23 protein-coding genes are annotated in these 26,631 nt (G+C 38.0%); 18 read left to right on the forward strand and 5 right to left on the reverse strand.

The genetic code is table 11. The features are described 5' to 3' along the window. The first annotated feature begins 20 nt into the window (after window positions 1-20). The 3 genes from ggt to E5N72_RS10895 all read left to right on the forward strand — a co-directional run bounded on the left by ggt (window position 21) and on the right by E5N72_RS10895 (window position 4,500). Window positions 21-1,778 carry a gamma-glutamyltransferase gene (ggt, locus tag E5N72_RS10885; protein WP_135924508.1) on the forward strand — a complete coding sequence of 586 codons (1,758 nt, stop codon included), beginning with the start codon at window positions 21-23 and terminating at the stop codon, window positions 1,776-1,778. A 174-nt stretch (window positions 1,779-1,952) separates the two neighbouring features. Then, on the forward strand, window positions 1,953-3,647 hold the full coding sequence (locus E5N72_RS10890) for an NAD-dependent malic enzyme (RefSeq protein WP_135926277.1): 1,695 nt from the start codon (window positions 1,953-1,955) through the stop codon (window positions 3,645-3,647). 136 nt (window positions 3,648-3,783) lie between these two features. Next, entirely contained in the window at window positions 3,784-4,500 is a 717-nt protein-coding gene (locus E5N72_RS10895; RefSeq protein WP_135924510.1) for an SIMPL domain-containing protein, read from the forward strand. A gap of 1 nt (window position 4,501) precedes the next feature. On the opposite strand, the gene E5N72_RS10900 is transcribed toward E5N72_RS10895, so the two are convergent. Next, entirely contained in the window at window positions 4,502-5,857 is a 1,356-nt protein-coding gene (locus E5N72_RS10900; RefSeq protein WP_135924512.1) for a DUF2254 domain-containing protein, read from the reverse strand. A 120-nt stretch (window positions 5,858-5,977) separates the two neighbouring features. Between E5N72_RS10900 and E5N72_RS10905 the strand changes: the two genes are divergently transcribed. From E5N72_RS10905 to E5N72_RS10925, 5 genes are all read left to right on the forward strand, one after another. Continuing rightward, window positions 5,978-6,352: an MAPEG family protein gene (locus E5N72_RS10905; RefSeq protein ID WP_135924515.1), complete on the forward strand. Its 375-nt coding sequence runs from the start codon at window positions 5,978-5,980 to the stop codon at window positions 6,350-6,352. A gap of 1 nt (window position 6,353) precedes the next feature. Continuing rightward, complete coding sequence (locus E5N72_RS10910; RefSeq protein WP_135924518.1) at window positions 6,354-7,259, forward strand: transporter substrate-binding domain-containing protein; 906 nt, start codon at window positions 6,354-6,356, stop codon at window positions 7,257-7,259. Next, window positions 7,256-7,894 carry a sulfotransferase gene (locus tag E5N72_RS10915; RefSeq protein ID WP_135924520.1) on the forward strand — a complete coding sequence of 213 codons (639 nt, stop codon included), beginning with the start codon at window positions 7,256-7,258 and terminating at the stop codon, window positions 7,892-7,894. The genes E5N72_RS10910 and E5N72_RS10915 overlap by 4 nt, the downstream gene beginning before the upstream one ends. Before the next feature lie 49 nt (window positions 7,895-7,943). Further along, on the forward strand, window positions 7,944-8,516 hold the full coding sequence (locus tag E5N72_RS10920) for a tRNA-(ms[2]io[6]A)-hydroxylase (protein ID WP_135924522.1): 573 nt from the start codon (window positions 7,944-7,946) through the stop codon (window positions 8,514-8,516). Between the two features lie 171 nt (window positions 8,517-8,687). Further along, window positions 8,688-9,059 (forward strand): hypothetical protein, encoded by a 372-nt coding sequence (locus E5N72_RS10925; protein ID WP_135924525.1) that lies wholly within the window; start codon window positions 8,688-8,690, stop codon window positions 9,057-9,059. Here E5N72_RS10925 and E5N72_RS10930 read toward each other — a convergent pair. Further along, complete coding sequence (locus E5N72_RS10930; RefSeq protein WP_168246732.1) at window positions 9,051-9,767, reverse strand: metallophosphoesterase; 717 nt, start codon at window positions 9,765-9,767, stop codon at window positions 9,051-9,053. The genes E5N72_RS10925 and E5N72_RS10930 overlap by 9 nt on opposite strands. 285 nt (window positions 9,768-10,052) lie before the next feature. Here E5N72_RS10930 and E5N72_RS10935 point away from each other — a divergent pair, with 285 nt between their 5' ends. The 8 genes from E5N72_RS10935 (at window position 10,053) to E5N72_RS10970 (ending at window position 20,753) form a co-directional block, all read left to right on the forward strand. Further along, on the forward strand, window positions 10,053-11,624 hold the full coding sequence (locus tag E5N72_RS10935) for an ATP-binding cassette domain-containing protein (protein WP_135924529.1): 1,572 nt from the start codon (window positions 10,053-10,055) through the stop codon (window positions 11,622-11,624). Window positions 11,625-12,242: 618 nt separating this feature from the next. Next, on the forward strand, window positions 12,243-13,727 hold the full coding sequence (locus tag E5N72_RS10940) for a hypothetical protein (protein WP_135924531.1): 1,485 nt from the start codon (window positions 12,243-12,245) through the stop codon (window positions 13,725-13,727). Between the two features lie 54 nt (window positions 13,728-13,781). After that, the gene (locus tag E5N72_RS10945; protein ID WP_135924533.1) at window positions 13,782-14,696 is read left to right on the forward strand and encodes an HrgA protein; all 915 of its coding nucleotides are present in this window, start codon (window positions 13,782-13,784) and stop codon (window positions 14,694-14,696) included. A 524-nt stretch (window positions 14,697-15,220) separates the two neighbouring features. Beyond that, window positions 15,221-15,616 carry a response regulator gene (locus E5N72_RS10950; RefSeq protein ID WP_135924536.1) on the forward strand — a complete coding sequence of 132 codons (396 nt, stop codon included), beginning with the start codon at window positions 15,221-15,223 and terminating at the stop codon, window positions 15,614-15,616. A 7-nt stretch (window positions 15,617-15,623) separates the two neighbouring features. Then, complete coding sequence (locus tag E5N72_RS10955; RefSeq protein ID WP_135924538.1) at window positions 15,624-16,517, forward strand: MoxR family ATPase; 894 nt, start codon at window positions 15,624-15,626, stop codon at window positions 16,515-16,517. Between the two features lie 2 nt (window positions 16,518-16,519). Further along, window positions 16,520-17,482: a DUF58 domain-containing protein gene (locus E5N72_RS10960; RefSeq protein ID WP_135924541.1), complete on the forward strand. Its 963-nt coding sequence runs from the start codon at window positions 16,520-16,522 to the stop codon at window positions 17,480-17,482. Window positions 17,483-17,484: 2 nt separating this feature from the next. After that, complete coding sequence (locus E5N72_RS10965; protein WP_240704516.1) at window positions 17,485-19,422, forward strand: DUF3488 and transglutaminase-like domain-containing protein; 1,938 nt, start codon at window positions 17,485-17,487, stop codon at window positions 19,420-19,422. Window positions 19,423-19,430: 8 nt separating this feature from the next. Beyond that, a complete protein-coding gene (locus E5N72_RS10970) occupies window positions 19,431-20,753 on the forward strand; it encodes a Na+/H+ antiporter family protein (protein ID WP_135924545.1) in 1,323 nt (440 codons plus the stop codon). Window positions 20,754-20,772: 19 nt separating this feature from the next. Here the strand turns inward: E5N72_RS10970 and E5N72_RS10975 are convergent, their stop codons facing one another. After that, the gene (locus E5N72_RS10975) at window positions 20,773-22,746 is read right to left on the reverse strand and encodes a response regulator (protein ID WP_135924548.1); all 1,974 of its coding nucleotides are present in this window, start codon (window positions 22,744-22,746) and stop codon (window positions 20,773-20,775) included. 169 nt (window positions 22,747-22,915) lie between these two features. On the opposite strand from E5N72_RS10975, the gene yvcK reads away from it, so the two are divergent. Next, window positions 22,916-23,821: a uridine diphosphate-N-acetylglucosamine-binding protein YvcK gene (gene yvcK, locus E5N72_RS10980; RefSeq protein WP_135924550.1), complete on the forward strand. Its 906-nt coding sequence runs from the start codon at window positions 22,916-22,918 to the stop codon at window positions 23,819-23,821. On the opposite strand, the gene E5N72_RS10985 is transcribed toward yvcK, so the two are convergent. Further along, the gene (locus E5N72_RS10985) at window positions 23,786-24,118 is read right to left on the reverse strand and encodes an Hpt domain-containing protein (protein WP_135924552.1); all 333 of its coding nucleotides are present in this window, start codon (window positions 24,116-24,118) and stop codon (window positions 23,786-23,788) included. The two genes, yvcK and E5N72_RS10985, sit on opposite strands and share 36 nt — an antisense overlap. 20 nt (window positions 24,119-24,138) lie before the next feature. On the opposite strand from E5N72_RS10985, the gene E5N72_RS10990 reads away from it, so the two are divergent. Beyond that, on the forward strand, window positions 24,139-25,173 hold the full coding sequence (locus E5N72_RS10990) for a glycosyltransferase family 4 protein (protein ID WP_135924555.1): 1,035 nt from the start codon (window positions 24,139-24,141) through the stop codon (window positions 25,171-25,173). Here the strand turns inward: E5N72_RS10990 and E5N72_RS10995 are convergent. Then, entirely contained in the window at window positions 25,142-26,590 is a 1,449-nt protein-coding gene (locus E5N72_RS10995; RefSeq protein ID WP_135924557.1) for a sigma-54 dependent transcriptional regulator, read from the reverse strand. The genes E5N72_RS10990 and E5N72_RS10995 overlap by 32 nt on opposite strands. Between the last annotated feature and the right edge of the window lie 41 nt (window positions 26,591-26,631).

Genomic DNA, 26,631 nt, shown 5'->3' on the forward strand with positions numbered 1-26,631 from the left:
CTACGGGATTAAGTTTATTTATGTTATTCAAAACCAAAGCGCTATTAGCTCTATCCACCTCATTAATTTATTCAACCGCTATTTTCGCGACTCCTGCAAAAGTTGAAACCCGCGAACCTGAAGCCGCAACCGGCTTTGCCCATAAACAGGTTGTTGAAGGCGATAAATACATGGTCGCTGCAGCAAACCCTTATGCAGTAAAAGCGGGTCAAAAAATGCTTGAGCTAGGTGGCTCAGCGGTTGACGCTGCCATTGCAACCCAATTAGTACTGACACTGGTAGAGCCACAATCGTCGGGGATCGGTGGGGGTACATTTATGATGTACTTCGACAACAAAACAAAAAACCTAACCAGCTTTGATGGCCGCGAAACAGCACCAAGCCATGCTGACGAAACGTTGTTTTTAGATAAACACGGTAAAGCAGTGAAATGGATTGAAGCTGTAGTAGGTGGTCGCTCAGTTGGTGTACCGGGTATTTTAGATGCCTTTGCCACTGCCCATAAGCGTTATGGTAAGTTAGATTGGCAAACTTTGTTTGGCCCTGCTATTGAGTTAGCTGAGCAAGGCTTTGTAGTATCGCCGCGTTTACATCAATTACTGGTTAAAGAATTAAACCCTGGGGTTACCAAGCTGCCTGTTATTCATGATTACTTCTTTCCAGATGGCAAAGCACTAGCTGTTGGTACTGTGAAAAAGAACCCTGAACTTGCCGCGCTTTATAAAGATATTGCGAAACAAGGCATTGATGCTTTCTATAAAGGTGAAAACGCCAAAGAACTTGTGCATGCAGTGCAAAACTCAGCGGTAGCACCGGGGACTTTATCTGTTGAAGACTTAGCGAATTATAAAAGCAAAGAGCGTGCTCCAGTATGTGTTGATTATCGCCAATACGAGGTTTGTTCAATGGCTCCGCCAAGTAGTGGTGGTGTTGCTGTATTACAGATTTTAGCCTTACTCGAACATAAAGATATGGCTAAACTAAAACCAAATTCAGTACAAGCGTTGCATTACTTTACCCAAGCATCACGTTTAGCTTTTGCTGATCGTAACGTGTATATGGGCGACCCTGATTTTATGCCAATCCCGACACAAGGATTACTTGATAAAGACTACCTTGCAGGTCGTGCAAAGCTTATCTCTGAAAAAGATGCTCACGCAGAAGCAGGTACTCCGCCAAACTCACTTGCTTATGCACAAGATGATGCTTACGAGCTACCTTCAACAACCCATGTATCGATTGTCGATAGCCAAGGTAATGCGGTTTCGATGACCAGCTCTATTGAAATGGCGTTTGGTTCAACAGTAATGGTGAACGGGTATATTTTAAACAATCAGCTTACAGACTTTGCTTTATCACCAACAAAAGATGGCAAACCTTTAGCTAATCGCGTTGAAGCAGGTAAACGTCCGCGTAGTTCAATGTCGCCAGTGATGGTGTTTAACAAAGACGGCAGTTTACGTTTAGTGGTCGGTTCACCGGGTGGTAGTCGTATCATTGATTACGTTGCTCAAGTAGTAGTAGGTGTGCTTGATTGGAACTTAGATGCGCAAACTGCCATTAATTTACCGCGTATTACTAATCGCAACAATTATACAAGCCTTGAAAAGGGCACTGAACTTGCGAACTTGGAAGCTGATTTTGTTAACCGCGGGCACACAGTTCGTATCCTAGATTTAAACTCTGGTTTACATGCTGTTGAAGTAAAAGACGGTAAACTTTATGGCGCAGCCGATCCGCGCCGCGAAGGTATCGCTTTAAGTGATAAAAGCCACTAAAAACAAGCTCAGCAGCCTTAAAGCTGCTGAGTTTTCATGTATACTATTCGTTGTGCCGTTTAGGGCATAAAATTCATTTTCTTCAATGGTCTGACAAGGTGAATTGTCATTGCAATTTCGCCTTTAAGAGTAATAATGTCAGGTCATAATTATGACGCATCAAAGCTTGGAAATATGACTACAAATACCGATCCAAATTATCTTTATATTCCTTATTCAGGCCCAGGTCTGATCGAAACGCCACTATTAAACAAAGGCAGTGCTTTTTCACAAAAAGAAAGGGAAAGTTTCAACTTAGCCGGTTTACTGCCACCGCGTTATGAAACAATTGAAGAACAAGTTGAGCGTTGTTACCAACAGTATTCAAGCTTTAGTGATAATTTAAACAAGCACATTTATCTTCGTGCAATTCAAGATAACAACGAAACACTTTACTACCGTTTAGTGCGTGATCATCTTGAAGAAATGATGCCAATTATCTACACACCAACAGTAGGTGATGCCTGTGAAAAGTTTTCAGACATTTACCGCAGTGCCCGTGGTCTATTTATTTCTTACGAAGATCGTTTCCAAATTGATGATATTTTACGTAACGCTACTAAAGGCAAAGTAAAAGTTATCGTTGTGACTGACGGTGAGCGTATTCTTGGTTTGGGTGACCAAGGTATTGGTGGTATGGGTATTCCAATTGGTAAATTGTCACTTTACACAGCGTGTGGTGGTATTAGCCCAGCTTATACATTACCAGTGATGATTGATGTTGGTACAAATAACGAAAAACTGCTTAACGACCCTATGTATATGGGGGCTCGTCATAAGCGTATTTCGCAAGAAGAGTACGATGAATTCTTAGACCTATTCATCAAGGCTGTTAAACGTCGTTGGCCAAGTGTTTTACTTCAGTTCGAAGACTTTGCACAACCAAATGCAATGCCATTATTAAAACGCTACCGTGATGAAATTTGTAGCTTTAACGATGATATTCAAGGTACTGCTGCGGTAACTGTAGGGTCTTTATTGGCTGCATGTCGTGTTAAAGGTGCGAAGCTTTCAGAGCAAAAAGTGGTATTTGTTGGTGCAGGTTCAGCAGGCTGTGGTATTGCTGAGCAAATTATCAGTACTATGGTTGCTGAAGGCATTAGCGATGAGCAAGCTCGCTCACAAATCTTCATGGTTGACCGTTTTGGTCTACTAACTGATGGTATGGAAGGTTTACGTGATTTCCAACAAGCGCTTTGCCAATCTAAAGAAGGTTTAAGTGAATGGACGTATAGCGGTGAGTACGCATCATTATTAGATGTAATGCACTGTGCACAACCAGATATCTTAATTGGTGTATCTGGACAACCTGGTTTATTCACAGAGCAAGTTATTCGTGCAATGCATGCATCTTGCCCACAACCGATTATCTTCCCGCTAAGTAATCCGTCTAAGCAAGTAGAAGCACTTCCTTCAGATGTTATTGAGTGGACAGAGGGTCAAGCGATTGTAGCTTCGGGTAGCCCATTTGATCCGGTTGAGTATAACGGCCAAATTTTCCCAATCCCACAATGTAACAATAGCTACATTTTCCCGGGTATTGGTTTAGGCGTTATCGCAGCTAAAGCTACTCGTATCACTGATGCAATGCTGATTGTATCAAGTGAAACATTGGCAGAGTCTTCACCTCGTGCAAACACTGGTAAAGGCAGCTTGCTACCAGCGTTAACCGAAATCCAAGCGTTAAGTAAACGTATTGCCTTTGCAGTAGCGAAAAAAGCGATGGAAGAAGGTGTGGCACTTGAGTTAAGTGATGAGGCTTTATGGGCTGCAATCGAGAAAAACTACTGGCTTCCAGAATACCGTAACTATAAGCGCCGTAGTATCTAAACTATATCGCTTTGAGTGGTTAAAAAAAACAGGCTTTTAATGCCTGTTTTTTTATATCTGAATAATAGGGGTTGTTCATATTGAATTAACCCTTTAAGGTGATAATGAACGGAGTTTTTAATTAAGGAACAGTATTATGCGTAAGTTAGTTTTTACCGCTATGGCCGCCGCACTTAGTTTTAATGTGTTAGCACAAGCAACACCAGATGCGCCGCATATTTATATCCAAGGTAATGCAACGGTTAAAGCAATCCCTGATAACGTTAAGTTAACTGTAGGTATTGTTGAAGTAGATAAAGATTTAATTGCCGCTAAAAACAAAGCTGATGCAACCATGGCCAAAGCCATTAAGCTTGCTAAAAGCCAAGGCGTAGAAGAAAAGGGCATTTATGCGTCTAATATCTCAATTCAACGCCAAACAGAATACAACCGTGAAACAGGCAAACAGGAATTTGTAGGGTACAGAGTATCGCGTAGTCTGTCTGTTACTCTGACTGATATTAAAAAGTACCCAGTTATGCTTCAGCAACTAGTGAATGCGGGTATCAACGAAATTAATCAAACGCAATTTGTATCGAGTCGCTATGAAGAGCTACAAAAGCAAGCGCAAAAGCTAGCCATTAAAGATGCGCGTGCAGCTGCGAAAGAGTTTGCCAGTGATTATGGGGTTGAACTCAAAGGCCTTTATACAGCGTCAAGCAGCCCACTCGATACAGGAAGCCAACCTTACATGCGCGCTAGCAAAATGGTAATGGCAGATGCTGCACCAGAAAACTATGTACCTGATGCATACAATGGTGGTGAGCTTACTATTAGCGCAAGCAGTTATGCAGTTTATTTTATCGAAAATTAGTCTATTGATTGTTGCTGGTAAAGCGCGCCAGTAACTTTTCACCTTGTTGCTCTGAAATACGGGCAATCGCTTTTAGCATATTAGTAATTTGTTCACGGTCGTACTCATTACTAATATGCGTATCTATATCTTCAATAATCGCCCCTAAGTAAATAAACAAACTCTTAGTCGCTTTTTCGTTATCAGATGCTCTAAACAATATGTTTTTAAACGCCTCAAGTACGTTAACCATTACATAAGCGTCATTTTTTGCATAGTTGCGAATAGGTGTGAAGTTATCATGCAGCAGCTCATCAAATGATGTTTCATGTAAAAACAACTTAGGATGGTTATCATCACATTGTTTAAGCGAATAATTCACATCATAAATGTCTAATCGCAAAATGAGTAAAATACTCAGCATATCAATAGCTTTTACTGCAGTACCTGGATCATTAATGCCCGGACTCATTGCCTTAACAGCAATCTCAGATATTTGCGTCATTCCATATCGGTAATGATCGCTAACATATTCTTCAATGTAAAAAATAAAGCATGCAAGTAGCTCATCAATGAGCTCTGGTTTGTCAGTTAAATCAGTATCGCACTTTAAAAAAGGGTAACCTTTTACAGTAAAAAAACCTTGTTTAACAGAGATATAAATTTTAATGTCGTGCTCTTTACAGATAGCGCACAATTTATCGCTATGAGCGCCTTTAAAATAACCTTCCGTTTTACTTTTTATGCTGTACCAGTCGTCAAAGTTCGGAAAATCATCAACAGGATGTTCATGCTGCATAGCTTTAATGCTATTAAGTTCACTTTTAGTATTTTTGAATAAGTCATTCAGTACATTATCAACTTGGATAGCTCTGGATATAGAGTGAATAAAATAAACAAAGAAACCCAGTGAAATTAAGCCAAGTACCAGTGATATAAATATACCCAGTGAAGGGATGCCCATATTGCCATTTCCTATGGTACGAATATTGATGAGCATTAGAATGGTGTAAATTATACTGCCTAAATAAAAGCCTAAAACTAGTTGATGAGATTTACGAGTTATAAGTCCGGGTAATACCCGAGGAGAAAGGCTGGCGCTGGCGCTATTTAACACGACCATAACCATAGAGAAGCTAAATACAGTTAACGAAATAATGCTTCCGGCTAAAGTACTGAGGATGGTACGTGCATTTTCTTCACTGTCTACTAGCAATACACTTAAGACTTTCTTAACACTCATTGCTGGATCAGAATACTCAACAGCTGTTGTAATTAAAGCAAAAGTCAAAAATAAAACAGACAGCATAGACGGATAAAATCCTATGCTGCTGATCATTTCACGGTAATTATCGGCTATTTTTCTTGGCGTAATCATGCACTTCCTTAAGAACTGTTAGACTTTAATTAGGATTTTGAGCTAACCTAGCAAATTATATGTCAGCCTAGCAATAAACAGTGCTAGGCGTCTAACTTTAAATAATAAATGGAATAAATTGTGATAGTTTCAACTTTTGCTGCTATTTTGGCTATTTTGTATATTCAACTTAGCTTTCGCGTTATTAAAATCCGTAAAGCTAAGCGTATTTCTTTAGGAGACGGTGGTGATGCAAGTTTACAAGCCGCGATCCGCACCCATGCTAATTTTATAGAATATGTGCCATTTTCTTTAATTCTGCTATTTTTATTAGAGTATCAAGGGTTACCCAGCCATTTTACTTATATTTTAGGTGCGATGTTATTAGTAGGTCGTTTTTGTCATAGTTATGCATTAGCAGATGAAAAAATGCAGCTACGCGTCGTTGGCATGGTTTTAACGTTTTTAATGATCTTCATAAGTTCGGTTATGTTATTAATAACACAGGTTTTTTAATATGATAAGAGTTGTATTTACGATTGCATTCGTATTTGTTTCGAATCAAGTTGCCGGCAGTACAGAAGATACAGCTCATGTCAAAAAATCAACTATTCCACCAAAAGTTTTAAATATAATTTATCCTAAAACCTTGCCCAGTTTAGTTGAAGAAGTTTATTACCCACTTATTTTGTTGGATACAGCACTAAAACGCAGTGGCTACAAATACAAATTAACTGCTGCACCAAAGTTATTAGGTCAAAATAGGGTATTAAAAGAAATTGAACATGGCGGTGATATTGATGTCACCTGGACTATGACTAACAAAGTAAGAGAAGACAAGTTACTGCCGGTTCGTGTTCCTATATTTAAAGGCTTGTTTGGTTGGCGTTTAATGTTCACAACAGAGCCGAAACTACCTTATTTAAGCCGACTAAAAACCCTCGACGATTTAAAGAAAGTTTACTTTGTACAAGGACAAGATTGGCCCGATACCCAAATATTGCGTGACAATGGCTTGGTTATATCAACGTCAGGAAACTTTGATTCGTTGTTTGTTATGCTCGACAGAGGCCGGGGCGACTTATTCCCACGCTCTGTGCTTGAAATTGAAGATGAACTAGCAGTTTTTAAGCAACAAATGCCTCTGGTTGTATTGCCTCATTTAATGTTGAAATACACCAGCCCAATCTATTTCTTCTTCAACAAAGACAACACCGAAGTTGCAAAAGCAGTCAATAAAGGCTTACGCATAATGATAGAAAGCGGTGAGTTCGATGAAATCTTTTTTAAATACAATGGTAAATTAATAGAAAACGCCCATATTCATGACAAGATTATTGTAGAATTAGAAAACAAAGAACTACCACCGCTAACCCCTGTAGGCGATAAGTCCTTATGGTTACCGATCCAAAAAGTTAAATGAACAACAAAATATTTATTATTGGCCTACCTCGCACAGGCACTACCAGTCTGTGCCATAGTTTTTTACAATTGGGCTATAAAACGGCCCACACAGCGTATACCGAATCAGCCTTAAAAGAAGCAGACGTTATTGCTGATACTCCTGTTTTTAGCGAATTCCCGTTATTAGATGCGCACTTTGCTAATAGCCGCTTTATTAACCTTGAACGAGACTTGTCTAAATGGGTACCTTCGATCCGTCAACTGCTGGCCCGAATGCACACCAATTTATTGCGAAGTGACGGAGGCTTTAACACGCATTTAAAGCGTTGCTACTTTGAGACATTTGGTAAATATTCGTTAGCAGATATTCAGTCTGATCAGTATTTGATTAACTGCTATGAGCAACATCAACAACGTGTTTTTAATTTTTTTAAAGACAAAAAAGCCAACCTATTAACGTTAAATGTTGCACAGCCACACAGCGCTAAAGCGTTACAGACATTTTTAGGTACAGATGCAGATATACAGTTCGAGCAGCTAAATATGGGTGGTAAAGTAACGGCTTGGAATGATATTAAACACCCCGATAAAATTGCCTCCACCAGAAACGGCAAAATTGATAAGTCACTTGGTTACAATCACAAGATTTTATAACAGAAATACGCTAAAATCGCCGCCATTGTTAGTTAAGTAGTTCGTTATCATGTTTGAATTAAAATATCACACTCCATTTGAGTGGACAGAAGGTGTCTTGGCAGATTTTGATACCTTTTTACAAGATCATGCCGCTGCTGAGAAGAAAGCCTCAGGTATGGCAATGTCAATGCTATCGCATTATCCTGACCGTCGTAAGCTTGTAAAAGCAATGACAGACTTAGCTCTTGAAGAAATGATACATTTTAAACAAGTACTTAAGTTATTAATGGAACGTGATGTTTCACTTGGTAATGACCAAAAAGATCCCTATATCAAACAAATTCGTGCGGTATTTAGAAACGGTCGTGATGAGTTTTTAATGGACCGCTTACTCGTTGCAGGTGTAATTGAAGCTCGAGGGCATGAACGCTTTTCATTGGTCGCTGAAGCATTGCCACCGGGCAAAGAAAAAGAGTTTTATGTTGCAATTGCAAAGTCTGAAGAAAAGCACAAAAACCTATTTGTAGAGTTAGCGTACGAGTATTTTGATAAACATGAAGTGGATGCCCGATTAGAAGAAATTCTTGTAGCCGAAGCTGAAATTTGTAAAAAAATTCCGTTTACCGCGGCACTACATTAATTTAAATACTTATGTATTAGGTTGTAAAACCTAATACATAAAATAGGTACTTATAAAACAATAATTAAGTATTTTGTAAATACTTACAACCAGCCCAATTGATTAAATAAACGGTAAATCATTCATATTATCTCCTATAGTTAAAATAGAGCTTTTAACAGGGATAGAAGTATGAAATGGATGATGACTCTTACAACCCTTTCATTAATTGGGATTGTTTTTACAGGTAACTCGATTTATACAGAGCTAAAACTATATAAGTCGAATAAAAAACCGACTGAAATCAGTGCTAGTATGTATCGTTCGCTAATTTGGCACAGTGATGTATATAAAGATAATGTGTTTTTATATACCGCTGAACAGTATTTTAGTGATGGTATCATTGACACCAGTGAATATATTAAATTAAACCGCTTAGCAAAAGAAACCTCAGGGCCACTTATATTTATTCAGCAAGATAATGAGCAATTATGGCATGCTCGTTTGGCCTATAAACAATATCTTGAAGTACATGCATTAACACAGGTTGCAACCTTAGACTGAATTTAGCTGCATAAATGCTTTAATGAGTGGTTTAAGTTCAACAATGGTAGGCTTGCCACTCAAATAATGAGTATCTATATGATAAGTGTTGCCAAGCCAATAAGGTTCAGCAGTGGTGTTATGGCCATGCACAGAAAAGTCTATGCTGGCATTTTTCTTTGTTATCGTTTGTTTCACAATTGTGCGATCCCACAACAACGATGCCGCGGCATATGGTTTATGCTCACTAGGAGCTTGCCAATTCCAATCTGCAGATACTGTGTGCGACAACCCTATTCGCATACCAGCATAGTCAAGCAAATAAGAAAGAGGGCACTGTAAAAGCTGCTCAGTTATCGCTTTTAATTCATCATCGGTTGCTTGAGTATGCCAACGCCCACCATTTTCAACCCATAGTGAATAGTAGCTATGATCATCGGCAAGTAGCGACTCAAGCATCATGTGCTCATGATTACCCAGTGTCATATAAACACCCAGCTCTTTAAAACGTGATAACAACGCAAAATTGTCGTTGCCTCTATCTATTGCATCACCAAGTGAAAATAAAACATCGTTGCTTTCATCAAAATCGACAGCGACTAAAGCTTGCTCAAACTTAGCTAAATTAGCATCGAGATCGCTGATAATAAATACACGTTTATTTTCGTTTATCTTAAGTTTTATTTGCGTTGGGTTATTGGCTATCGCTTGACAGTTAACGTGCTTCAAAATCCTTTCCTTTAATGCAATATCAAACAAACCCTAACATAAATTGTTGCCAATTTAATACTAACTGGCTAGTATGAAGGGCATAATTTTAGGAGTAATAGCCAACATGAACAACTAAACCTGTTATCCATTTTTACATTTTTCTTTGGAACAACAGGGCTAGTAGGCGTTGCTCACTCTTGTCAGTAGTATAAATCAATTACCATTTTGGTGGTCATACGCTTAGTTCAATTCGCTTTATAATTAAACGAATTGTATCACTGTCCCTGTATAGCAGGAGGCAGTATGCCAAAATTACAAGCAGCCAACTTATCATATCAACACGCCAATGGCGGCCAAGTTCTGAATAATATTTCAGTGTCATTAAATGCTAAAACAACAGCTTTAGTAGGGCGAAATGGTGTAGGGAAGTCAGTATTAGCATCGCTACTTTGTAATCGCCTTATTCCGTCGTCGAGTAATGTTGTTTGCAATGGTCAACTTGGTTTTTATGAGCAACTAGTTGATAGTCACACATTAAAAAATAAAACGATTATAGACGTACTAGGGCTTAACCACTATTTCAAAGCATTACAGCAAATACATAACGGTCATTTTACAGAGCACGAACTTAACTTACTTGATGGATTTTGGGATCTGCCCGAGCGATTTTATGCTGAGTTAACTCGTTTAGGCATTTATGGTATTAATGAGAACAGTTGTGCAACAGCATTAAGTGGCGGTCAACTAAGCCAACTCAGATTATGGTCGCTATTTACCATACACCACGACATTTTAATACTTGATGAACCTTCTAATCATTTAGATAAACAAGGTAAAAGCTGGCTTTTAAATCACATAGCACGATTCACTGGGCAGCTACTTTTAATAAGTCATGACCGTCAAATACTGCAAGTAGCCGATGAAATATGGGAACTCACATCTATGGGGTTATCAGTGTTTGGCACCGGTTTTAGTGATTACGAGACCCAAAAAAAATACCAACTAGCAGCGCTTGAAAATAAGCTATCTCATACTACAAAGGAGCAAAATAAACTGCTATTAGAGCAGCAGCGCAGCAAACAAAAAGCAGCAAAAAGAGCCGCTAAAGGTCTAGGAACAAGAAAATCTGGTAGCCAACCTAAAGTGCTTATGGATGCTAAAAAAGATAAAGCGAGCGCTAATTTATCTTCGCAAAATAAAAATACCGCAAAACGAGAAGAGCTACTTAATAGTAATAAGAAGCAGATACTTAACCAGCTCGAACAAGTAAAACAACAGCAGTTTTATTTTAATAATTCTGACACTAAACAACGCAACGCACTAAATCTTGAAAACGTAATTTTACAATATGGGTCGCAAACCCCCATTAACCTACAAATATTCAATAATGAAAAAATACACTTAATTGGTGTAAATGGCGCAGGAAAATCGACGCTACTAAAAACCTTAACAGGTGAGTTAAAAGTGAGAGCAGGGCACATACATAGGAATAGCCCGTTGTTGTATTTAGATCAGTACTTTACTTTAATAAAGGCAGAGCTAACTTTGCTTGATAACTTAAAATACTACTGTAAGACCCTTGATGAAAGCATCGCACGTACATTATTAGCAAGCTTAGGCTTTAGAAAACATGACGTATTCAAGCAAGCGACACATTTAAGTGGCGGCGAAAAAATGAAGCTCGCCATGTGTATCGTCAGTAATATTGAAAGTACAGCATTTTTGTTATTGGATGAGCCCGATAATCATCTAGACCTTGAATCAAAACAGCTCTTGGCTCAATCATTAGAAAACTTTAAAGGCGGATTTATCCTAGTAAGTCATGATAATTACTTTGTAGAAAGCATCGGCTGTAATAAGCAAATTGTTCTATAAAATAGTCATTTAAAAATATGCGTACTAGGGTGGTTGTAGGTAGATTACAAGGAATGACAATGAAATTTAAAGCCACTTACAGCATTTTTAATGCTGAACCTAACAATTAGTTTAGGCATGATTCTCAATGATTTTACCTCGGTGATCTTCGTATTGGTGCCGTAATTACTCATGCAAGGTACGTCATTTATTCCATTCTTTAAACTGTCGTGTTGCATTAAATAGCTCTAGGTGTTGTAAGAGCTTTTAGTTAGGGAAAATGAAAGTTTATTAGCCTGAGGTCAGTGAAATATAATTCTGTATATTGTCATAAAGTTTAAATAAAAGTGAAAAAGAGAGGGCAAAAAGCTCACCACACTAACTAGTTTTTATCTAATATTACATATAAACCTAATTTCAAAATGTTTGGCGAGTTTCTAACACCGATGTATAGTTAGAAATTAGAGGCTGGTTCAACAGGCGAGTAGAACAAATCCCTCCTCTTAGGAAGGTGGTGAAAATTACTGAACATTATCAAGAGATTTATAGGGACAAGTTAGTTTGTTAACTTAAACCAACTACTGGTTTTTTATCAAAATATATCTCAGACGAAATAACAATAAATAAGGAAGTTGAATAATGAGTCGTTGGCAAGAGCAATTTGAAACACACCCGTTTCAAAAAATATGGGCCCAACTTAATGATGTTTTAGTTGATTTAAAAGTAGACGACGATAGCGTTCTCACCGATGTTGAAGAAGTTGCCAGATTAAAAAAGGTAGTTAAATTTATTAATGAATTGCTTGAAGCAATTGATCCGGAACTAGTTCCTGTGTCCACATGGCAAAACTTTCAGAAACAGTGCCAACCATGCTTTAATGAAGTTAATGCTTATTTAAGTGATAGGAATATAAGTCATATAACTAACGCTAATGCAAATGTTGACAACCTTTTGACTTATGTAAGGCCGTATGTGGTTGAGTCAAATAAGAGAGCTAGAGCGACACAATTGGCTTATCGAAGCTATTCAGAAGCAATATCTGATGGTCTAAAATCCTTTAAAAATGAAACAATAGAGTACTACAACGAGTTTAAAGAATACTCAGGTGAACTTCGAGATTTAAAAATTAAATTTGTACAAAAGTTTAAAGATATTGAGTCAACTCACAAAGAAATATCAACTTTAAGGAATAAATATTTTGAAGGTTCTGATTCTGAGAAATCCATAGAGGCTCGGATGAATGAGATGGTCAATGAACTAGAAGAAAATTTAATTAAAATTCGTGACTACCAAGAAGAGCTATTAGAAAGTGGCAGTGATTCAATCAAAACTCAGATCTCTGCTGCTAAAGAAGAGGCTCAAAATGATAGTGAAGCAATTACTGAGTTACTTCATGGAACAGAAGAGCAACTCAAACAATTAAAGCTATTTTATACAGATGTAATGGGCAATAAGGACGAAGATGGCAATTTAAAAGGAGGGTTAAAGCAAGAAATCGTTGATAGAAAGAAGCATCTTGATGATTTCAAGATTAAACAGGAAGAAAGGTATGAAGCCTTGAATAGCCAAATTGAAGAGCTTTTGCCTGCTGCTACGAGTGCTGGGTTAGCGGCAGCATACAGAGCAATGAGGAAGTCATTCGCTAAACCTATCAAACAATACTCAATTCTCTTCTATATCTCTGTATTTGTATTGTCTTTTACAGCCTTTATTTCAACTATTGACGGCATCTGGACGGTTGATTCTGTAATTAAATTTATTGATGTATCAGATTATAAGAACTTGCTCAGTAATCTTACATATAAACTACCAGTTATCTTGCCTGTACTATGGTTAGCATTATTTGCATCTAAAAGAAGAAGTGAAGCCTTAAGACTGCAACAAGAGTATTCGCATAAAGAAGCTTTAGCAAAGTCATACCAAAACTTTAAAAATCAAGTGGACAGCCTTCACGCGGGTAAAAAAGAAGAATTATTAGAAAAATTATTAGGTGCTGCTATTGATGCTGTTGCATCTAATGCATCTGACACATTAGATAAAAAGCACGGAGATAAAACTCCTGCGCATGAAGGGCTTGATAAAACAGTTATTTCCTTAGAAAAGCTAAAAGGAATTTTTAAGTAAGCATTTTACAGAAGCACAGCTATAAGCAGCTTTTAAGAAGAATAGGGCAGTTGTATGAGTAACAAAACACGCGTCGACATGATAATTGAGACATTACGAGATCATAAAGGTGAAAAATTAACTGCTCGCGAACTTGCCAAGTTGTTTCTTGAACGCTATCCAGTAGAAATGACAGAAAAAATGAAGAACCCTAATTACGCTAATGAGGAGGAGCTGATAGCACAATTAGCGGCAGAAGTTGGTGGTCAACGAACAAAAAGAGCTAAAGAAAAGTGCAAAAACATAAAAACGCGTGAGAAGCCAAGACCACGTCTGTATTACTGGGATGATAAGCCTTTAGCTATTACTGAAAGCCTTGATGAAGAGTTACATGAAGCTGACGAATTGAGACTGAGTGAACATGATTTATACCCAATTCTTATTGAATTTTTAAATAAAGACATGGGGTTATACTGTCATCGCATAGACGAAAAGACATCTAAAAACAGCCAAGGTGCTGGCGGTAATCACTGGTTACATCCTGATATCGTTGCAATGGAGCCTTTAGATAAAAGTTGGGATCAAACGGTGAAGACTTGTGTTCGCTTCGGTAATGATAAATCCGTAAGGTTGTGGTCTTTTGAAGTGAAAAAAGAGCTAACACGGTCAAACGTCCGAAAGTGTTTCTTTCAGGCAGTATCAAATTCAAGCTGGGCAAATTTCGGTTATCTTGTCGCAACTGGAATAGCTGATGGTGTTGAACCAGAACTGCAAATGTTAAGCTCATTACACGGTATTGGAATTTTGCTATTAGATGTGGGTGACTTGTACAACAGTCAAATATTAATCCCAGCTAAAGAAAAGTCTGACATTGATTGGGTTTCAGCTAATCGAATTGTAGATGAAAACCCGGACTTTAAAAATTACATCAAACAAGTTGGAATTTATCACCAAACTGGTGAGCTAATACCAAGCGTTTGGAATAAGTGACATCTTGAAAGTGCGCTACGTGAATTCTGATAATCTTTCGCGGGATAACCTTAAAGCCACGCACGTAGCGTCGCGTTATAAGCATATACAAATAATGTCAATTTTTAGCCATCAAATGGCAGAATTGTTCAAACCAAATCCCAAAAAAAGATCCAGCGTTAAAATATCAAAATTTAAATTCCTTAAATCTAATGTATGTGTAACCAGTTGAATAGTAGTGTGAATTTTTGACACACAAAACTGGACCGATCCAGAGTTAAACTGCTAATTACAGAACGGGGAATTGGCGACAAAGTGACGGGAATAACTCAATTTAACATAATATAAATTATAGGAAGTAAGACATCTATACATAACCACATCTATACTCTGCGTTTGCTAAGTCCAATACTAGACGGTATCGGACATTGCAGTGGTGTTTTATCAACTTATTCATTTAATTCGTGGCTGTTTCTTGAGCTTAGCTACTCCATAGCATATATTAAAACTATCAACTTGAGATGTAACGATAAGATGTAAACGATATGGAATTTGTGAAACCGTTAGAGCCAATTTTGATAATTGATGATATGCAAGATATCAGAGATTATTTAAATCAAATTTTAACTGGTCTGGGTTTTGACGATATTTTAGAAAGCCGAGATTTTGAATCAGCAAAAACTGTTATTGAGGAAAAGTCTCCCAATGTTATCTTTCTAGATATTGAGCTTCCTAATACAGACGGCACTGAGATCCTTGAATACTTAAATGACCATCACCCACATACTCATGTTGTTATGTGTTCTGGCCATAATAGTCTTGAGAATGTGCAAAATACTTGGGAACTTGGTGCTAAGGGTTTTATTGCAAAACCATTTAATGCCAAAAAAGTCGATACTGTCATGAAGCGCCTAGAAATGATGGAAACCATCGCAAGTTAAGTAGTTTATGAATTCAACAATCAATCTTATTATAGATGACCTATCTACTGTTATTCTTGGTAAACAACAACAAATTAAACTTGCTCTAGCTTGTTTGTTTAGCGAAGGCCATTTATTAATTGAAGATTTACCTGGGATGGGAAAAACCACTTTATCTCATGCACTTGCGGCAGTCTTAGGGTTATCTTACCAACGCATTCAATTCACCAGTGATTTACTGCCATCAGATATACTAGGAACAAATATTTTTGATGCAAAGGAACATGCGTTTTCTTTTCATCAAGGCCCTGTTTTTAGTCAGGTTGTGTTAGCAGATGAAATAAATCGCGCGGGACCTAAAACACAAAGTGCGTTACTTGAAGCCATGGAAGAAAAACAAGTTACTGTTGATTCGGTTAAACATGCCCTGCCTTCTCCATTTTTTGTTATCGCAACACAAAATCCAGTAAATCAATCAGGTACTTACCCGTTACCTGAGTCACAATTAGATCGTTTTTTCATGCGTATTAGCTTAGGCTTTCCTGATAAACAAGCAGAAAAAAGCTTAATTTTAGGTTTGAATAACCGCAATTATGATGAATTACCAGTTCGCATTACCCCTGAGCAACTTGCTGTTATTCAAAAAGAAATATCTTCAGTTACATTGAGTAACGCGGTTGTTGATTATATTTTAGAACTGGTTGATTACACACGCCAAAGCTCTCAATTTGTTAATCCTTTATCGCCAAGAGCCAGTATTGCTATTTCGCGTGCTGCGAAATCATGGGCTTATATTGAAGGACGAGACTTTGTGTTACCTGAGGATGTTCAAGCTGTATTTAGCAGTGTGACTGATCACCGCCTTGGTTTGAACAATCAAGATAGTGGCTATGCATTAAATCATGTGCCCGTAAGCTTATAAGCATGTTAAAGCGCCCTGCTTTTATTATTTCTGAAATTGGCCAATCCATTTTCAATAAATTTTTGAAGAATAAACATAACGTTAGTGAGATCTCTCTACAACATAAAAACATTTATGTATTACCTTCTAAATTAGGCATGAAGTTTTTACTCATTGCATTGCTTAACTTTGTGATGGGCATCAATTATCAAAACAATCTGATCTTGGCGATGGCCTATTTGATGGTAGTTATTTTGGTGTTTTCGATTCTCACTGGTTATAAGAATATGCGCGGTTTATCTGTTAAGTATCTTTTTGCTATAAATAGTTATGCTCCAAAATCTCCCTATGCTCGCTATCAGTTACAATCAACCTCTAGTAGCCAACAAGTAAAATTAATGATATCTGGCTCAGAGTCAGAGACTATATCGCTGGATGACTCAGACAAAAAAACCATTGAAATAGCACTTAACTGTACTAAACGTGGTGTTTACGGTCTTGAAAAAGCAAAAATAATAAGTCACTTTCCATTTGGTTTAGTGTCTGTGTGGAGTTATATTCAGCCGAGTGATGTGATCTATGTTTACCCTACTCCTAAATCAGCAGAAAACTTAGATATTGAGTTACATGAAGAGCTGAACGATGCAGGTGATAATGCACAATCTAAAACAGGTTCTGATGAATTTTATCAATTAACACCTTTTATTAAAGGCTCAGCTTTGAATAAAGTATCATGGAAACATTATGCAAAAACACAGCAATTGTTGAGCAAAGAATTTACCAGTGATACGACTCAAGAGTTAGCGCTTAATTTTAATATGCTAAGTGGTAACACAGAGTATCGCTTAAGTCAGCTATGTTTTTTAGTTAATCAACTTACAGAACAACAAATTGCTTTTTCATTAACTTTACCAAAAAAGAAAATTTCAAAAGCGTCTGGTGATGTCCATCAAACAGCTTGTTTAAAAGCCTTAGCGGAGCATTAGTTGTGAATTTATCGCTTATTAATGCCGTTTTATCATTCGTATTTATAGCAATCAGTGGCTTATTATTTAGTGAGATCCCTAGTTCGTTTTTATTCATATTAGTCGGCTTAAGTTTTTTTAATCTCGTGTTAGACCGGTTTTATAAAAAACTCACTGCACTGATGGCAAATATCCTTGCGGCACTGTGTTTAATTGCTCTGTTTGTAACTGTAGGGATTAGCGATACAGTTAAACTGTTTGTATCTATGATGTTACTCGCTAGCACTTTTAAATTGTTGCAAGCAAAAGCTGTAAAACACTATCAAACCGTATGTTTACTGGTGTTTTTTAACCTTTCCACGGTATATTTGTTCTATCAAGGCATTTTAGAGACCTTTATTGTCAGCTTGCTTTACATCATTAACTTTGCGGTTCTGGGTTATTTATCAAGCCCTAAAAGCTTTAAGGCTGCCAATAAGCAAAGTATTACAACAGTTTTACTCGCATTACCAGTATCAGTTTTTTTAATTTTATTTCTACCTAAACTCCCTGCATTTTGGCAACTTCCGGGGCCAAAGCTTGCAAAAACTGGCTTATCTGAACAAGTTGACCCTTTTGCAATTGCCAAGCTTGCAGAGTCTGATGACCTTGTGTTCAGAGTTGAAGAGCATCCGAACTCGACCTTACAAGCGCCCTATTATTGGCGCAGTTTAATTCATGATGCCTTTGATGGTCAGCAATGGTTAGTATCGGACATTTTGAAGACTCAACAATTTAACGACAATCGTAGTGTCAATATTGAAGAACCTAAGGTTGAATATAATGTTATTGCCGAGCCGTCATCATCGAACTGGCTTTTTGCGTTAGGGTTTGCCACGAGTAGTCATAATAATGTGGCAAGCACATACAACGGTTTACTAAAACGTAAAGGCAATCTAAATAAAAATATTAAATATGCTGTGCAAAGTACGCAAGTAAGTTATAGTCTAACTCCTTTTGAGCAGCGGCTTTATACACAACTTCCCGTTGAAAGTAACCCCAAGACTCGTGAGCTTGTAAATAATTTAGCCAATAAAAATACTACCGCACAATCGTATTTCAATGCTCTATTAGGCTATTTTAATACGCAACAATTTAGCTATACCCTAACTCCTACTCCTATGCTTAATAAAAACACCATTGATCAGTTTGTGTTTGAAAATAAGAGTGGGTTTTGTGGCCACTACGCCAGTACAGCAGCTTTTATGTTTCGTGCGGCAGGTTATCCAGCACGCGTTGTATCAGGCTACTTAGGTGCGGAACGACAAGGCACAACCCTTAATATTTACCAATATGATGCACATGCATGGGTTGAAGTATTTTACGATGAGCGTTGGCACGTTTTCGATGCAACTGAAGTTGTTGCACCTGAGCGTCTCAACGGTTCGTTGTCAGAGTTTCAAGCGTTGAGCGAACGGTTTAATGATAATTTAAACTTTGGCTTAAAGCGCTGGAGTCACTTAAAAGCGATTAATTGGCTTCGTATTAAATTAGAAGAGCTTGATTACAAGTGGACAAATTGGGTTTTAACTTTTGACGAGCAATCGCAACAAAACTTATTTAAAGCGCTTTTTGGTAATAATGCATTTTGGTTAACTCCATTGGTAATTATGGTAACTCTCGCACTTTGTTTTACCAGTTACTTTTTATACAGCAAGCGTTTACCTCGCAGTTCTGAACCCCTTGTTTTTGAACTGATGCAACTTTATCGCTGGGCTGAAAAACAACAAATTCACTACGATGAAACAAACACTCCTTTGCAAAATATCGCTTTGATGAAGCGCTCAAAGCCAACAGTTGCCAGCAAACTAGCTAAATTTGAACAAATATTCATCGAAGTACGTTATCAGCAACAGGCTTTTAATCAAAACCGCAAAAAGCAGGTACGACTTCTGTTAAACTCCATCAAAACAGCAAAATAGAGAAAACCATGAATGCAGTAATTATTGGCGTTATTTTGATGCTGGTACTAACACTTTGCCGAATTAACGTTATTGTCGCAATGACACTGAGTGCGATTGTTGCTGGTCTAACTGCCGGGCTTGGTCTATCAGAAACACTGAATGCATTTAATGACGGGCTCTCTGGTGGTGCAGAAATCGCATTAAGCTATGCCATGTTAGGGGCATTCGCTGTGGCTATTTCAAAATCAGGATTGACCCGAATACTTGCTTCAACCCTGTTAAAACAGGTGAATGAGCACAGCCATAAAGGCGAAACAACGCTAAGTTATTTTATTTTAGTTATTATCTTACTTTGCGCGATCTCTTCGCAAAACCTAATCCCAGTGCATATAGCCTTTATACCCATATTGATCCCACCGTTGCTAGTGATATTCAACAAACTGCGCTTAGATAGGCGTGCTATTGCGTGCATTTTAACTTTTGGTTTGGCAACCTCGTACATGGTTTTGCCCTATGGTTTTGGTGGAATATACCTATATTCAATTTTACATAAAAACTTAACCGATAATGGTTTAGAAATTGTGAATACCCAGGTGCCCATGGCAATGATCATCCCTGCACTTGGCATGGTTGTAGGTTTGTTAATCGCAGTGTTTATTAGCTATAAAAAACGCCGTGACTATGCTCCACACCCGCTTACTGAAACACCTCAAAATGTTGTTATCGAACAACCTAAAAAAGTACTTATTGTGGGAATTGCAGCTGTGCTTTGCTCGTTAGTAGCTCAAAGTGTTAGCAATTCGATGATATTAGGTGGACTAGTTGGTGTAATGATTTTCAGTTTATTTGGAGTTGTTAAGTGGGAACAAAATAGTGATGTTTTTAGTAAAGGCGTTGCTATGATGGCGATGATTGGCTTTATTATGATTTCTGCACAAGGGTTTGCTTCGGTAATGCAAGCAACAGGTGATGTCACCTCCCTTGTTAGTTCAGCAGCTGGCCTTATGGAAGGGAATAAACCACTTGCTGCTGCATTAATTTTACTTGTTGGGTTACTAATAACGATGGGCATTGGTAGCTCATTTTCGACGGTGCCTATTATTGCCACCTTATTTGTACCGCTGGCATTAGAACTAAACTTTTCAGTAATGGCCACTGCGGCGCTTGTTGGCACTGCAGGGGCATTAGGTGATGCAGGCTCCCCCGCATCAGATTCTACACTTGGGCCAACATCTGGTTTAAATGCAGATGGGCAACATGACCATATATGGGATTCTGTGGTACCGACATTTATTCATTTTAATATTCCGTTGCTGATCGCCGGTTGGATTGCAGCTATGGTATTGTAAAAGGCCCTTCGGGGCTTTGTTACTGACTAAATAGTACCCTCAAAGCCCTATTTAAATCATGAAAACGAATCGGTTTAGTTAATACTTTGTTCATTCCCGCATCTATACAGATTGCTTTATCTTGATGCGAAGCATTGGCTGTTAACGCTACTATGGGTAAGGTCATCTTTAATTCATCACGAATGTACTTTGTTGCGGTTATACCATCCATAACGGGCATCATCATGTCCATAAGAACTAAATCAAAGTGTTGTTGTTGTAACTTTTCAATAGCTTGTTGGCCATGATCAGCCAATGTGACATGGTGATTAAGCTTTTCTAAGAAAGCTTTAATCAACACTTGATTGGTCTTATTGTCTTCAGTTACCAAAATAGCGATAGGCTCTAATGTGTTTTCGTCGTCAACTACTTTGGTATCAGCACTGACAACCGTATAGGGGATCTGAATAGTAAACTTAGTACCTACATTTTGTTCACTAACAACTTTAATATCCCCTTTCATTAGATCAACAAGGCTCTTTGTTATGCTTAAGCCAAGACCAACCCCTTCAATCTGCCGGTTTACACCATAGTCATGTTGTTTAAAGGCATCGTAAATTGAATCAATATGCGAAGGAGATATTCCCTGCCCGGTATCTGATATTTCAAAGTGTAGGTATTGGTCAGTGTAATCTGCTACAAAATTAACCGTACCCACTTTGGTAAACTTAAAAGCATTATCAAGAATATTAAAAAGTATTTGCCCTACTCGCGCACTATCAATATTTATTTTATCCGGTAAGCCGTCTTTGATTTGTGTAGAAAAAACAACATTAGTGCCTTGCGTTATCTCTAAAAACTGTGACGCAATATTCTTCACCAAGGCATTGATGTCGGTTGCTTTTATGTCTAAATCTAATGAGCCACTTTCAATTTTAGAAAAATCCAGTACGTCACTAATTAAATCAAGTAATAAATCGGCACTTGAATTAGCATAATCAAGCCAGCGGCTTTGTTTGTCGCTAAGTTTTGAATCAGCAAGTAAATCTAACATTCCGACTATCGCATTCATAGGGGTGCGTATTTCATGTGACATCACGGTTAAAAATTTAGATTTAGCAAGATTCGCTTCTTCTGCCTTTTCTTTTGCTAATTGCAAAGCTTGCTCACGGTCTTTGTTTACTGTGATATCTTTTGCAATTCCGAGGTAGCCTCTAAACTGACCCTGCGCATCAAACTGTGGCTTGCCACTAAATGATACCCATGCCGATGGTGAGGAGTTAACTTCAAACTCAAAATCAAGAAACTCAGCATGCTCGGCTAAAAGGTGCTTAAAGTGAGACCATTTTTTAAGCTGTTTTTGTTCTTGCTGAGTAATGATCACATCGAAATTTTTATGTAAAAAATGACGTTTATATAAATTACTGTGGCTAGCTGTGGTCAGCACATTAATAAACCGCTCTTCTTTATTGGTGCGCCAAAACCATTCACTGGCAAAGTCTCTAAATAATTCTGACAGCTCTCCAAGGCGAGTTAATAACGAGGTTGAATGAAATTTTTGCCTATTTAAACGTGTTAATTGCGAATACTGCCATGCAACTTGCTGTAATAGCACATGGAGCGCTGTTGATGCTTTTTTAGAAAAATAGTCACTTTCTTTAACTGAAAAAAACACAAAACATTGCATGCTTTCTTCAGACAAGGCGACTTTAAATATCAAGGCATCATTAAGTGGCTCTGAGCTTAGGAAAACATGGTTAGTATTAAAAAAACACCATTCGTCGTTACTGGATTTTAGTATTTCCTTTAGTAATTGTTCATCAAATTCAAGGTGTTTTGTGGTTCTCATTTCGAAAGATGCTTTGTCATGTTCGATATTGATTAAACAAAGTTCGTTAAAAGTAAAGTACGGCGCTAATACATGTTCAAGCTGCGCTTTCAACGCTCGACTGTCATTTATACAGTGAAACTTGCGAAGTTCACTCTGTAACTGTTGTAAATTTAATTCAGCCATTGCTTTTCCACGTTGATATTGCGTCGCATATTGCAAATAAATGCCCCACTTTTAGTGTAGACACTAAACCTAGAAAATAAAGTATTTAAATTTCATTACCTTATAAAACTTAACCTTTTGGTACAGACTATGCTTTTAAATAGTATTGAACGAATAAGGGGTAAGAATCATGAAAATAGTATGCATTGGTGGTGGCCATGGTTTATCTCATATGCTCAGTGCTATAAGACCTCATTGTGCAGAGCTAACTGCGATTGTAGCAACAACCGATAATGGTGGTAGCACTGGCAAGCTAAGAAATAGTCAAGATGTTGTTGCATTGGGTGACATACGGCGCTGTTGTTTACAGCTTGCAGATAATGACTCACTTATTCATCAAGTATTTCACCACCGTTTTAATGGCGGTGAACTCGACGGCCACAGCTTGGGTAATTTAGCATTATTAAGTTTAACGCAGCAAACAAACTCTGCGACTCAAGCAGTAGCATGGTTTAACGCAATGTTAGGAAACTCTGAAACTATTTTACCCATGTCAGATGAACCTACCGATTTACTTGCGGTGTTACCTGCTGGTTTAAAAGTATTTGGCGAATGCGAAATTGATTCTCTGGCAGAATTACCCGATTACGTCACCCTTTCTCAAAATGTAAATGCCGCACCAGGTGTTATTCAAGCAATAGAAAACGCAGATATGCTTATTATTGGCCCAGGCAGTCTGATTACCAGTGTTATGCCAGCCATGTTAGTAGAAGATATTGCCAAAGCCGTACAAAACACATCGGCATGTAGAGTGTTTATTGAAAACATAGCTAAAGAAACCAGTGTTATTAAATCGCTCGATATGAAACCTGTTGACTGGCTTGAAGGCATGCTGGGCTATAGTTTTTGCGATTTAAGTATTTCTTTAGATGCACTTAGTGAAATTGTTTCGCATTTTAATGATGTGGTGAAATCGGCTAATCAACAACACGACATTGAGCAGCTAAGTAATGTATTTGGCGAAATATTAAAAATGCCGTTAAGCCTAGAAGCTGAGGAACTAGTCAGTAGCAATCAAACTTTGCGCGTGAGTTAGCGTTCGTGCAAATTGGTCTTGCAGTAAGGCTATTAAGCTTTGTAGTTCATCGTCAAATTGTGATGCCTTCGCTTTTTGCTCAATTTGTTCTGCAAGGCCGCCTACGGCTAATGCCCCGTAACTACGGCTACTGCTTTTTAAACTATGGGCATTTATTTCGATTTCAGACTGTTTCGTTGCGTCAGCAAGATCAGCAACGATTTGGCGGGACTCAGTGATATATACCTGCAAAAGTTGTTTTGCTAGGTCGTCACCAACATCCTGTTGTAATTGCGTATAGGTCGCAGTATCTATCATGGCCTCACCTTGGAGTGAATATGAAATATAGTGTTATTTTATTCGTAGATTCAAGCTTAATTGGTGGCATCGAAAGCCATTTGATTGCCATGAGTAAGCTGTTAGAACGATATAATATTATGAGCTCGGTACTATTTTATCAAGATCATAATAACCATGAATTATATGAGCGCTTAGAAAATGCAAATATCACTTTCGGTTTTGCTGGCGGAAATTTAAAAAGCTTGAACGAAATACTAAAAATGTTTCCTCGCTCAGCGTTACTCCATACCCATGGGTACAAGGCAAGTATCATGGGCAAGTTAGTGTGTCGCTGGCAAAACCGCCCTTGTATTTCAACTTATCATGCTGGAGAAGCAGGCACGGGTAAGGTTTATTTTTACAATAAGCTCGACAAATTGCTAAGTTACTTTTCACTTAACTTTGCTGTTTCTAGCAAACTCACCGAAGAGCTTTACAATGCTGAATTACTCGAAAATTTTATTCCAGTAAATGAATCTACTAAAGATTTAGGTCTAAAAAATAATGATCAATTAAACGTTGGATTTGTTGGTCGTTTATCCCATGAAAAAGGCCCTGACATTTTTATTGAAACAGCCAAACGTTTCAACACACCTAACTTAAAATTTCATATGTTTGGTGATGGCCCTATGGTCAATGAGCTTGATTTGTCAGCGGTGAGTTATCATGGCCAATGTGAGCAACAACAAATATGGCAACAACTTGATGTATTGGTGATCTGCTCTCGGGCTGAAGGTCTACCTATGGTGGCATTAGAAGCAATGGCACACGGGGTACTCGTTATTGCATCGCCTGCTGGTCAGTTACCTCAGATAATAAAACACCTATCAAATGGGTTAATGATGACTGGAAGTACAAGCGATGCTTTGCATAAACAGCTAAACAACGTACTTATGTTGAGTGTTGATCAAAGAAATTACATGCTAGGCAATGCACAAAGACTTGTTAAACAACGTTTTTCTGGAGAGCAGCAATTTAAGCAGCTAGATAGAGTCTATAACTCTAGCTTACTTGCATCTCTTCCCAACTTTTAATTTTACGATAAATCGTAGATGGACTCACATCTAATAAAGCAGCTGCTTTAGGAATGTTGTTATCACATGCTTGTATAGCTTGTTCAATGTAACGTTTTTCAACAAGCCATAATGGTTCAATGTCTGCTTGAGTGAACGTCAACAAAGTGTCATTCATGGTAGCTTGTTCAGTATGCAAGCCTGTATCTACAGCAGTAATAATGACTTCTGGTTGCGGTACTTGATGCAACGATGCTAATTGATTCTGATTAGAGGATTGAGGTAATGCGGGGATCATATCCACTTCGATATATGATTCATCATGTAACACCATAATATTACGAATCGTGTTCTCTAATTGACGAACATTACCAGGCCAACTGTAGCCCAAAAATAAGTTTTTTACGCCTTCAGACATCCCTTTATATTGACGCTTTTCTTCTTTACTTATTTTTTTAAATAACGCATCAGCAATTTCTATAACATCTTTGCCCCGTTGTTTTAGTGGCGGTAAGGCTATTGGAATAACGTGTAAACGATAATAGAGATCTTCCCGAAAGCGACCTTCTTGTACTTCTAGTAACGGGTCTCGATTGGTAGCGCAAACGAAGCGTACATCGACTTTTACTTCTTTTTCACTGCCTACTTGTTGATAACATCCCGTTTGAATAAAACGCAGTAGTTTGCTTTGTAAGTTGATATCCATCTCACAAAGTTCATCAAGAAATAACGTGCCGCCATCAGCTTGACCTGCGGCTCCTTCTCGATTTGCTATAGCACCAGTAAAAGCGCCTTTTAAGTGTCCGAATATTTCGCTTTCAATTAAGTCTTTAGGAATAGCTGCACAGTTTAGAGCAACAAAAGGCTTATTAGCTCGAGGTGATGCTAAATGCACAGCACGTGCACACAACTCTTTACCAGTACCACTTTCACCGGTGATGAACACGGTTGCTTTACTTGCCGATGCAGATTTTATGATTTGATAAACTGACTGCATCACGCTTGAGCTACCAATCAAATCAAAATATTTACCATTTTCGTATGTAGTTTGATAACTTTTTACCGTTTGCTTTAAGTCTTTTAATTTAAGCGCGTTATTTACGGTGATCCTAAAACGATCGGCTTCTATTGGTTTTTCTAAAAAGTCACTCGCGCCGAGTTTAATGGCTTTAATGGCCATTTCTTTGGTGCCATGACCTGTAAGAACAATAACTTGTGGTGCGGTGTCTGAGTCTAACGAAGATAAAATATCCAAGCCATTTATATCGGGTAGCATGACATCTAAAATTATTAAGTCAGGCTCGAATTCTTGTAATGCACACATTGCTTGCTCACCGTTATAAGCGATGCGTGTTTTCACTCCCGTTGGAATCAGATAAGACTGATACATCAAGGCGAGTGACTCAGTATCTTCAACAATGAGTATTTTAGGTGGCATTACTGGCTTCCTTTTTATAGTTTTTATGCTGAGATAAAGTG

The organism is Pseudoalteromonas sp. MEBiC 03607 (assembly GCF_004792295.1).
Classification (GTDB): Bacteria; Pseudomonadota; Gammaproteobacteria; order Enterobacterales; family Alteromonadaceae; genus Pseudoalteromonas; species Pseudoalteromonas lipolytica_C.